The sequence below is a fragment of the Paenibacillus glacialis genome, assembly GCF_001637205.1.
In the GTDB taxonomy this organism is placed as follows: Bacteria; Bacillota; Bacilli; order Paenibacillales; family Paenibacillaceae; genus Paenibacillus_AQ; species Paenibacillus_AQ glacialis.
The window spans coordinates 85,709-96,910 of sequence record NZ_LVJH01000034.1 but is presented as its reverse complement, the minus strand read 5'-3'; the positions used below and the strand labels follow the sequence as shown (position 1 = coordinate 96,910).

10 protein-coding genes are annotated in these 11,202 nt (G+C 39.7%); 3 read left to right on the top strand and 7 right to left on the bottom strand.

Going from position 1 to position 11,202, the window contains the following annotated elements; genetic code table 11:
• Positions 1-604: 604 nt before the first annotated feature.
• On the top strand, positions 605-2,278 hold the full coding sequence (locus PGLA_RS17925; protein ID WP_068535480.1) for a ribonuclease J: 1,674 nt from the start codon (positions 605-607) through the stop codon (positions 2,276-2,278).
• Positions 2,279-2,362: 84 nt separating this feature from the next.
• On the opposite strand, the gene PGLA_RS17920 is transcribed toward PGLA_RS17925, so the two are convergent.
• Positions 2,363-2,947, bottom strand: a complete 585-nt coding sequence (locus PGLA_RS17920) for a DNA-3-methyladenine glycosylase I (RefSeq protein ID WP_068535478.1) — start codon at positions 2,945-2,947, stop codon at positions 2,363-2,365.
• A gap of 154 nt (positions 2,948-3,101) precedes the next feature.
• Between PGLA_RS17920 and pepT the strand changes: the two genes are divergently transcribed.
• Positions 3,102-4,334: a peptidase T gene (gene pepT / locus PGLA_RS17915; protein ID WP_068535474.1), complete on the top strand. Its 1,233-nt coding sequence runs from the start codon at positions 3,102-3,104 to the stop codon at positions 4,332-4,334.
• A gap of 90 nt (positions 4,335-4,424) precedes the next feature.
• Here the strand turns inward: pepT and PGLA_RS17910 are convergent, their stop codons facing one another.
• Positions 4,425-6,041 carry an alkaline phosphatase family protein gene (locus PGLA_RS17910; RefSeq protein ID WP_068535472.1) on the bottom strand — a complete coding sequence of 539 codons (1,617 nt, stop codon included), beginning with the start codon at positions 6,039-6,041 and terminating at the stop codon, positions 4,425-4,427.
• A gap of 183 nt (positions 6,042-6,224) precedes the next feature.
• On the opposite strand from PGLA_RS17910, the gene PGLA_RS17905 reads away from it, so the two are divergent.
• A complete protein-coding gene (locus tag PGLA_RS17905) occupies positions 6,225-6,956 on the top strand; it encodes a DUF421 domain-containing protein (protein WP_068535471.1) in 732 nt (243 codons plus the stop codon).
• Positions 6,957-7,084: 128 nt separating this feature from the next.
• On the opposite strand, the gene PGLA_RS17900 is transcribed toward PGLA_RS17905, so the two are convergent.
• The 5 genes from PGLA_RS17900 to PGLA_RS17880 are packed head-to-tail and all read right to left on the bottom strand — an operon-like array spanning position 7,085 to position 11,144.
• Positions 7,085-7,594 (bottom strand): redoxin domain-containing protein, encoded by a 510-nt coding sequence (locus tag PGLA_RS17900; protein ID WP_245700082.1) that lies wholly within the window; start codon positions 7,592-7,594, stop codon positions 7,085-7,087.
• Positions 7,595-7,647: 53 nt separating this feature from the next.
• Complete coding sequence (locus tag PGLA_RS17895) at positions 7,648-8,361, bottom strand: ABC transporter ATP-binding protein (protein WP_068535468.1); 714 nt, start codon at positions 8,359-8,361, stop codon at positions 7,648-7,650.
• Positions 8,354-9,175: an ABC transporter permease gene (locus PGLA_RS17890; protein WP_211269579.1), complete on the bottom strand. Its 822-nt coding sequence runs from the start codon at positions 9,173-9,175 to the stop codon at positions 8,354-8,356. The genes PGLA_RS17895 and PGLA_RS17890 overlap by 8 nt, the downstream gene beginning before the upstream one ends.
• A gap of 23 nt (positions 9,176-9,198) precedes the next feature.
• Positions 9,199-9,741 carry a nitrous oxide reductase accessory protein NosL gene (locus PGLA_RS17885; RefSeq protein ID WP_068535466.1) on the bottom strand — a complete coding sequence of 181 codons (543 nt, stop codon included), beginning with the start codon at positions 9,739-9,741 and terminating at the stop codon, positions 9,199-9,201.
• Entirely contained in the window at positions 9,738-11,144 is a 1,407-nt protein-coding gene (locus PGLA_RS17880; protein ID WP_245700079.1) for a right-handed parallel beta-helix repeat-containing protein, read from the bottom strand. The genes PGLA_RS17885 and PGLA_RS17880 overlap by 4 nt, the downstream gene beginning before the upstream one ends.
• Between the last annotated feature and the right edge of the window lie 58 nt (positions 11,145-11,202).

Sequence of the window (11,202 nt, the reverse complement as noted above, 5' to 3'; positions counted from 1 at the left end):
AAGAGCAAGACAAAGAGGAGATAGTTGTAAATAAGCTGTGAAGCGAGTGGGAACGATCTATGAAAAGAGCGATATGCTCATTTAAAACAAACTGACGAGAAATTTCTTTCTCTATCAAATGATTTCTCATTTTTTTTGATTTCACTTTCGTGAAATCTACTCACTCGTTGTTCAGTTTTCAAAGACCAATGTTTTCTTTCGTTTGTCACCAGTTGTTCTCGGCGACAACTTCTATATCATATCATGTCCGGTTCGTTTGTGCAAGCTTTTTTTTCGATTTAAGTTTCATTCGGTATTGGCTTGCCGATTCAATAAATGTGTTATTTACTGGCCGGAATAAGAATATATCATGTCTATCACTAGGTTGACAAGTTGTAATAATTTACAGTTGTCTTAGTAGATTTAGGATCTACATTCTTACTCGCTTATTCCTTTGTAGAAGTACACATAGCATCTTCTATAACTTTTCATTACAACCAAGGACACTCTATTGCTCAAATTTCTTTAATAATAAGGCACATAGGGATACTAGTCACTATCCATTGTCATAATAAATGCTAATAAGGGGAGACTACTTACATATTTTTAAGGGGAGGTAATCAACTTGAATACAATTGAAACTACGTTATCCATTGTCGCCTTAGGCGGTGTAAACGAAATCGGCAAGAACATGTATGTCCTTCGCTATGGTGATGATATCATCGTTATTGACTGTGGTTCAAAGTTTCCAGACGAAAGCTTATTGGGAATTGATTTAATCATTCCTGATATTTCATATCTATTAGAGAACCACGATAAGATCAGAGCCTTAATTGTCACTCATGGACACGAAGATCATATTGGGGGCATTCCATATATTCTAAAACAATTGAATATACCCATATATGCAACACGATTAACGTTAGGCTTAATTGAAGTTAAACTAAAAGAGCATGGCCTTCTCGGGAGTACTGATTTGTTCACAATCAATGCCGAATCAACTTTAGTATTTGGCACTATCGAAATAAGTTTTTTCAGAACAAATCACAGTATCCCTGATTGCGTCGGTGTTGTATTCAACACCCCGGAAGGAACTGTAGTCCATACAGGAGATTTCAAATTCGATTTAACACCTGTTAATGATGAATATCCAGATCTACACCGAATGGCTGATATCGGTAGTAATGGTGTTCTCGCACTTTTGTCCGAGAGTACAAATGCGGAACGCCCCGGATTTACTCCCTCTGAACAACTGGTAGGTGCAAATATTGAAGACGCATTTATCAAAGCCGAGCAAAAAATATTCATTTCTACCTTCGCTTCCAATGTGCACCGTCTTCAGCAAGTGATCGATGCTGCAGAGAAAACAGATAGAAAAATCGCGTTGTTGGGAAGAAGCATGGTCAATGTCGTATCCATTGCTCATGAGCTAGGTTATTTGAACATTCCTGATAACATGTTAATTGAGCCAAGTGATGTTAAAGCTTATGAACCTCACCGAATCGTTGTCCTTTGTACCGGTAGTCAAGGAGAGCCAATGGCCGCCTTATCTCGTTTAGCCAGTTCCGACCATAGACAATTAGAAGTTCTTTCTGGTGATACCGTTATTCTAGCCTCAACCCCGATCCCTGGAAATGAACGAAATGTAGCACGGATCGTAGATAATCTATTTCAACTGAAGGCCAAGGTTATCTATGGATCAGCATCCATAACAGGAATGCATGTATCCGGTCATGCCAGTCAAGAAGAGCTCAAGTTAATGTTATCTTTAATGAAGCCACAATATTTCATACCGATTCATGGTGAATTCCGAATGCTTCATCAGCATCGTTTATTAGCAGAATCCGTAGGTGTTGATCCAGATAACATCTTCATTGTTAACAACGGTGATGTTGTCGACATTATCAATCACCAAGCGAGTCAAAGGCGTAAAATAACAACTGGGAACACACTCGTTGATGGACTTGGAATCGGTGATGTTGGAACGATCGTTCTACGTGACCGTAAACTTTTATCCGAAGATGGTATCCTTATCGTAGTTGTCACGCTTAGTAAAATGGAAGGCAAGATCTTGTCTGGACCTGATGTTATTTCTCGTGGGTTCGTGTACGTTCGTGAGTCAGAGGCTTTATTAAATGAAGTACGCCAAATCACCGTGCAAACCATCCATAAATTACAGGAAAAGAATATTACGCAATGGGACTTTTATAAGCAAATGATTAAAGAAGCGGTCGGAAATTACTTATTTAGTCACACGAAAAGAAGACCCATCATCCTTCCAATCATCATTCAAGTCTAAATAGCGCATCCTACTATAGCGATGGACACTAACCTATTCATAGGTCGTGTCCTTTTTAACTTGCTGAACTAAATTAAATAACATTTAAAGAGTCATTAGATTCGGTTGCGTTCGACAGAAACAATCTAACGTATGGTCGTTCACCATACCCGATGCCTGCATGAATGCGTAACAGATCGTGGTTCCGACAAACTTGAAGCCTCTTTTTTTCAAAATCTTACTCATATGATCCGATATAGGTGTGTTTGCAGGAACCTCCGATATGCTTGTCCATTCATTCACGATAGGCTCACCATCTACAAAACGCCACATGTAGCTAGAAAAGGAGCCTTCCTCCTGCTCAATCTGTTGATAGATACCCGCATTATGAATGATTGCCCGAACCTTCAGTTTATTACGGATAATACCTGGATCCTGAAGTAACTGTTCAACTTTCGCTTCATTATATGTCGCTATTATTGCAGGGTCGAAATCGTCGAATACTTTACGATAATGCTCTCTTTTCTTCAAAACCGTATACCAGCTCAAACCAGCCTGCATTCCCTCTAACATTAACAATTCAAATAACTTCTGATCATTCGTAAGTGGCTGTCCCCATTCTTCATCATGATATGCCATATATAAAGGATCTTGATTTACCCAACCACAACGTTGCTTCAATTGTTCCATTTCACTCACACCCCTCTCAATGATCAACCTAGGTTACCATTTCAATGTATCTTATAGTGAGAAAAAAAACCATTACCACTTTCATTCTTTTGAAATAAGTCGTTGCGGGACATGATAAAATGTAATTATACAAACCAAAGGAGCGATTGAATAAATGAAACAAGAACTTATTGAACGATTTATTTCCTATGCCAAAGTAGATACACAATCTAATGAAGACAAGGATACATGCCCTACAACCCCCGGACAACTAACGCTCGCGAACATGTTGGTGGAAGAACTAAAGCGTATTGGTATGAATGATGTAACGATCGATGACAACGGTTATGTGATGGCTACTCTCCCTTCTAATACAGAAAAGCAAGTCGATACTATCGGATTTCTTGCTCATTTAGATACAGCAACAGATTTCACAGGAACGAATGTTTTCCCAAAAGTAATAGAGAAATATGATGGACGGGATATCACATTAAATGAATCCTTACATATCGTAATGTCACCTAACGATTTCCCTAGTCTTGAAGAATATAAGGGGCATACGTTAATTACGACCGATGGAACGACTCTTCTTGGAGCAGACAATAAGGCCGGTATTACTGAGATTATGACGGCTATGGCCTACTTGATTCAACATCCCGAGATCAAACATGGGAGAATAAGAGTAGCCTTCACCCCTGATGAGGAAATTGGTAGAGGACCTGAGAAATTTGATGTTGCTGCATTCAACGCTAAATATGCGTACACGGTCGATGGCGGTCCACTTGGTGAACTAGAGTATGAGAGTTTCAACGCTGCTTCCGCTAAGATTACTTGCAAGGGAAGTAATATCCACCCTGGAACAGCCAAAGATAAGATGGTGAACTCCGCCAAAATAGCGATGAAACTTCAAAGCATGCTTCCAGCAGAGGAAGCCCCTGAATTCACAGAAGGATACGACGGTTTCTATCATTTATTAGAAATTCAAGGTGATGTTGAGCAGACAAAACTCAACTACATTATTAGAGACTTCGACAAAGAGAATTTCCAAGCAAGAAAATCGAATATGGAACGCATTGTTGCCGAACTTAGAGCGCAATACGGTCAAGACCGCATCGTTCTAGAGATGAAAGATCAATACTACAACATGAGAGAAAGAATAGAACCTGTCAAACATATTGTGGATATTGCATATGAAGCGATGAAGAATTTAGACATTGAGCCGATTATTCGACCTATTCGTGGAGGTACAGATGGTTCTCAGTTATCCTACATGGGACTACCTACACCGAATATTTTCACTGGAGGCGAGAATTTCCACGGGAAATTCGAATACATCTCGGTAGATAACATGATCAAAGCAACATACACAGTGATTGAGATCATTAAGTTGTATGAACAAGAAGCGTAAGATACCATTATAAAAACAGGTCAAGATTTGTATGCAAAAGAAGGACACTAACCTATTCATAGGCAGTGTCCTTCTTCTGTTTCCTCAGTTTCAGTTCGTTGTTTCTGATTTCCCCAAAGGTTTCGCTAGCAGTCGTAGTATATACGATTTCAAATCAACGATTCGTGCATGATCAGGCTTGTCATTCGTTCCGCTAATGATCAATGGAACTAACGACTCCGTTCTATGGAGTGCCCCGTGTCCTCCCCCACCTTTATGCGTAGGTGAACTCTCGCCACTCAGTTCATATCCTTGCTTCGCAGAGACCACTAGGAAGTCCCCTTCATGTGAATTTAAAGCGCCATAGAGTCTCTTTAATGCGTCAGGGTATTCTCTGTACTCAAGCGTGTTTTGCGGTTTATTTATGTGCAGATCCAACACATCGGGATTACTTCCTAATGTCCAGGATTGTCCATATGAATCCGTTATATCTCCGTTCGGTTTATATGTAAACTCCTTTGATGTCCCTGCCTGTATCACATGAATCCATCCGGATTCCTTCCATGAAATGAAATCGATACGTGTATCTTCTTTCATTATTTCAGCAATATCCTTAAGTGAATCTTTGGTATTCAGCTTATACACATAGGCCATGGTTTCATTCACAGCAAGAGCAATATCTGTTGCTGAAGTAGCTTCTGCACCCGGCTGTAAAATCGAGTAGTTATGCAACATCTGTGGTAAATCAATGACCGGATGTTTGCCATCAGGTAAAATTGCACTCATGCCGCTATCCCCAACAATAATAATAATCGCCTGATCTAATGCTTCTTTAGAAGATCCAAATGCATTTAATATAGATTGAAGTTGTTTATCCATCTTAATAACACCATCAATTACTGAAGGGCCTTTCTTATGTAACTCATGGTCTAATTCCGGTAAATATACATACAGAAAATCAGGTAACTTATTGTTACGCACTAAGTATTTGACTGACTCCACAGCATATTCATTGTTGAATCCCATCCGTCTCGTTAGCGTGTCAGGCATTTTCTTTACGCCTTCCAATGGATTTGAAAATGAGCCCAACGATAAAAAATCAGGACCTTTTACTTTTAATTCTGCCGGTAATGAAGTCGGTCCCTTTATCCATTCAGGGATAGTTAGAGTATGTTCTACCGTTCCTCTATAAATCAAACCGTTGATCGAACCTGTTTTCAGTCCCACTTTATTCAATTGTTCATACATGGTTAACGTTTGTGCATTCAGATGATCTCCATTCAAATGAATCATCGCATTACTTAGAACAGGATCTACGCCATGTTTAAGGATCTCCATAGGACCCGTCCCATAATTAATAATTTTGTTTTCTTTAGCTGAATACCAGATCAGCCCCGGAACACGATGTTGGTCAGGGTACGTCCCCGTAAGTAAAGAACTATCGATTGTGACGGACATCGTTGGGAAAGAACTTACGAGATCCTTATAGTACTGACCGTGATCAATCAGAAATTTCAATGTGGGAAGCTTGTTTTGCTGTATTCCTTTATCAATGGATTGATACATAAGAGAGTCTACCAAGATGAGAATAACTTTTTTCGATGGGTGATCCGTTTTAGACTTTACATGGAGAAGGTCATCTTCCTTAGGCTTCGCTTCATTTCCATAACATCCCGAACAACTCGTTAGCAACAGAACGATCCAAATCAACCAACTGATGATACGCAAATTGTACCACACCTTTTTCTTCAGTCTTTTCAACCCATTTCATATTGAATATACTCAGTTTGTTCTTTAGTAAATTCAAGTATGCAAGGAAATATTGGGTAGTTCATCTGGGTGATTAACTGAATGTTTTCACAATAGTGGGTAAAACTAACGGCATTGAATTTCTAGAGGAGTGAATAAAGATTGGATTTTCTCAAAAGCCAAGATTCGTTGACAACACTTGAATGGATCTTTAGAGCCATCATTAGCTTTATTTTTTTACTACTTGCAACAAAACTGATGGGACAACGTTCGATATCTCAATTAAGATTCCTCGATTTCATTATCGCTTTAACCCTCGGAAACATTATCGCGCACCCGCTTTCAGATGAGAAATTGGGTTTGAAAGGGTCAGTAATCACGACCCTGGTTCTAATTATTTTATATGTTACAGCGACGTGGTTGAGCCTAAGGTGGCCGTTATTCAAGAGATATCTCGATCCTTCACCCATTACGCTCATTAAAAATGGACAAATTCATTTCCAGAACCTATCGAAAGCAAGAATTTCTATTGATTTCTTATTCAGTGAGCTACGAAAAGAAAAAGTAGAGAATATAGAAAAGGTGTCCCTCGCAGTATGGGAACCGGGAGGAACCATCTCTATTTTTATAAATACGCAATACCAGCCACTTACTCCCGCAGATATGAAGTTAAAGACTCAACCGTTCTCTCTCACAAGGCCGATTATCGTTGAAGGTATACCCGACTTATCTCTTCTTAAAGAGTTCGGAAAGGACGCTAGCTGGCTCAAAAAAAAGATAGCACCTACCTATACAGATATCCGTGATTGTGTATTAGCGACCATTGATGACAACGAGAATGTACGGGTTTATGCAGATCCTAGCGGAACAAACATTGTTGTACATTACTCATAGCTCAGTGTAAACTTTTGTCCTTTATAAGCAGACACTAAAAATGCCCCCTAGAATTTCATCGGCTAACCCGTGGGTTTTTCCAATGTCTATTTCTAAGGGGAATAAATGAAGACATACGATGCGGATGTCTAACGTGGATCCTTTGCAGCTTCTAACCATGTTCTCAATAATGTATAGTCCGTCACTTCGCCAAGAACAACTTTTCTAAATCTTCCTGTCTTATCAATGATAAAAGTTGCAGGCAACCCTGTAATCCTATACAGACTCGATACCTTTCCGGTAACGTCTATAATAACGGGAAACGTAAATTGTTGTTCTTTCATAAATTCATTAACGGTACCTTTGGCTTCTCCAACATTGATGAATAATGTTTCTATATCGTTATCCTTTGATTGAAAAACACTATGAATAAGCGGCATTTCCCTGACACAAGGTTTGCACCATGAGGCCCAAAAATTAATTAATACGACCTTTCCACGATACTCAGCAAGGCGAACTTGTTGTCCTTCTGTATTGGTTGCTACAAAGTCAGGAGCGGCCGCTCCAACCTCTATCTTGCTTGACCCTGAATGTTGACTGGACTGGTTGGATTGAACTATAGTCCACGCCACCGCTATAAGAGCTACTACTACGATCAATATTGTAACTATACGTCGAAATTGTATCCTGTTACTCTTCAAGTAACGCACCTTCATTTCAGACCCAGACTATGATTAAATGCAGCGTGAGTGGAGCCATATTTATCACGGAAATGCTCAATAGAGCCTTCCCCAACGTTTCTGCCACGGTTCAAAAAAACAATGTGATCAGCTACATCATCCGCTATTTCAAGTTGATGCGTGGAGAAGGCTACCGTATGCCCCTCCTGCTTGATATTTTTTAATAATCGAACAAACTCTTTCATCCAGAACGGATCTAATCCATTGGTGGGTTCATCCATAATAAGCAGTGGTGGTTTTGCTAATATCGCCTGAGCAAATAAGATGCGTTGACGCATCCCCTTTGAGAACGTGTTTACCAATACTTTTCTTTTATCCTCTAAACCAACCAAAGTGAGAACCTCTTGAACCCTTTGTTTAGGAACTCCTCGAAGTGCCGCCCAAAAGGATAAAGCCTCTTCTGCGGTCAGCCCCTGATTAAATTGATAATCATCTGGCATATATCCAATTTGTTGAGAAAAAAGCTTCCTTTCCTTGCTCCAGCGTAAGTTGTTTACGATGATGTCTCCCGAAGTAGGTTGCATAATCCCAGCAAGCATGCGCAGAACAGTGCTTTTTCCCGCTCCATTCCCGCCACATAATGCCAAAACATTGCCTGAGGCGATATTAAAACTTATATCTTGAACTATGGTCTGCTTCTTTATCGTTTTGGATAGTCTAACGACCTGAGCTACAACATCATCCACGGGAACGTCCCCTTTCCCAAATCCAATACACAATGATAATGGAGCCTACAATCCAAAATAAGCAAACCGCTGCAAATAGCAAGCTACCGCTCGGCTTTTGAATCCACTCTACCCACTGGAAATATTCAGGTCCTAATATGGAACCTCCCCCAAGCTTGATTACGACAAATAGACGTACCAGTTCAGCAGGATTGATAAAAGTCAAAGCCACCAACAATGGCTTAATCCATAAATACGGCAACAGTCCTAATACCGATATAAGAATGGTCGGCCAGCCAATGATGGCAAAGAACCATATCGATACAGAGATCGTTAATGCCTGCCAGCGATTTTTAGACAGAGATCCAATAAACAAAGCCACGGTTAAAAATAACATCACTAATCCACATGAAAAAACTAAAAATAGAAAATACGTCGTTGAATCAAAACTTGTCCCAAGGAATCCGCTTAAGAATCCCATGAGGCCATATCCGAAAGCTACGATAGTCAATAACACGATAGATAAACCTACGTATTTTCCAACAATAAAAGACATGGTTCCCATAGGATAGGTTGATAATAGCTGCCAGCTTCCCTCTTCCTTTTCTGAGGTTAAGGAAAAAGATCCAAGGAACAGGGTCATCAGCGGTAAAAGATATAAAATAAGACTCAACATGGAACCTGTAATTCCTGAGTATCCCTCAACGATATTTTGAGAATTAATAATCAATAAACTCAAACTAAACGTACAAAAGAGGATCAGGAAGGAATATGCCCAAGGATTACGAAATCCCATTTTAATTTCTCTTCTTGCCACTTGCATCATATCTATCATGATCACATCTCCAGCTTCTTTTGTTACTTGTGGCTTGAATCTTCAGTCATTTCACTATGACTGTCCATCTCTTCACTCATATGCCCTTCTCCATCCATCATTTCCATCATGTTCTTACTTTGTTTCCAATCATGTGCCGCCAGATCTTCAGCTTTCATGATTTTCCCTACACCTTGCTCTTCAATAAAAGCTTCCGCAGACTTTGTATCCTTGAAGTTGACTATGCCATAGGCCATTGGAGTACGAAGTGAATCATCGTATACATAAGTTGCCTTATTAAATTCGATCCACTCTTTGTCGTTATAGTCACGAACGTAATCCATACCTATATTTTCAGTTCCATTTTGTTTTTTCCATTCATTCATACAACCAATATCATCAAATTTATAGTTTTTACCGTCTTTTGTCGTCAATTGTGTCGCAAAGGCATCATCCTTGATCTGCATTTTGCAAATAGTACAAATATCAACTTCTTCGTTAATCGGAAGCGCCTCGTATTTTTGCCCACAGGCAGCCAATAATAACATCCCAAGTACCAGTACCAACACTGTTTTAATTTTTTTCATGAACGTAATACCCCCATATAGATAATTATAATAATAGACACAAACAGTAGCATCCAACTGGTGACCATAACAGTCCCGTCCTTCTCAGCAGTCTCCATTGGAGTCGTTGTATTCAATTTCATTAACGGCGAGCTGTCCGCAGACCAATGCTCACTACCACTCGTAAACATATCACTCAAAAAGGTCATCCCAGGTGACTGAAAAAACAGCTGGTACGCAGAATTTCGACTAATTAAATTCTGATAGAACGGATTAATCACATAAGGGATATCACTTATTCCATCCTGATTCAAATCTAATCCCTGAAAGGAATCCCAATAGTTCCCCTTCATTTCGTTATCTTTGCTGTCAATCGCCTCGGCTTCAATGACATTAGCAATAAATGCGTTACTCTGAAATTGGTTGCCCTCAGCACCCATAAGCTGAATGCCTATGAAATTTCTAAGCACAGCGTTGTCTCTTAATTGATTCTTAGATGATCCTTCCATGTATATACCCACACGGTTACCTTCAACAACATTTCTCTCAATAGATGACTTATGCACGTCATACAACAGAATACCTTGCGCATGAACATTCTCACTTTGTTTGCGGAAGGAATTATCGGACACCACTACATTCGTGACTCCCATAACCATGGCACCCGTCATATTGTACTCTCCTTCATTGTCAGTGAGATGAGAACCATCGACATACATACAATGAATACCGTAGCGCAAATGAAACAATTTGTTCTCGTTCACCACTGTATTACGGCTGTTCTCTAGATAGATACCATCCCGCAAATAAGAGATTTCATTGTACTCAATTTGATTGTCATGGGAATTGTAAAGATCGATTCCATTACCCCTGTTTCCAGCCCCCGCACCTTTAGGTATAAACCACTTGATGTCGTTATTCTGAATAATTCCCCTATTTGCATCACGAAGCTTGATTCCATATCCTCGTGTATGGATTCTAAGATTGTCTAACGTCACTTCGTCCGCAGTCACTTCGATTGCCGTTGATTCACCATCCGTATTATGCTGAATGTTTATTCCTTGTAGCGTAACTCCATTCGAATGAATCGCGATGGCTGATTCTTGGGTATTGTTTAACAGAGTCACAGATCCATCCCCACGAATAGAAAGTTTCTTATTAATGATGACTGGGCCTTCATAAGTACCAGAGTCAAGAACGATGGATGCCCCTGAACTGGACTGATCAATAATTTCTTGAAGGGAAATCATGGGTTCTTTGGAAGATGAGCTTGCAAAAGTTTTAATAGAAAAAACAGGTGTTATAAATGCTACATTGAACAGGATCAAAAAAGCGACTATATGAAGTATGTATCGGCGATAATATTTCATATCAATGGTCATTCTTGTGGCGCTACCGTCGATAGGACTCCCGAATGTCGCCACCAGACATCAAATAAAAAATTTCCTTTCAAAGTGGATTCCTCCTCTGCTTTATTGGCTG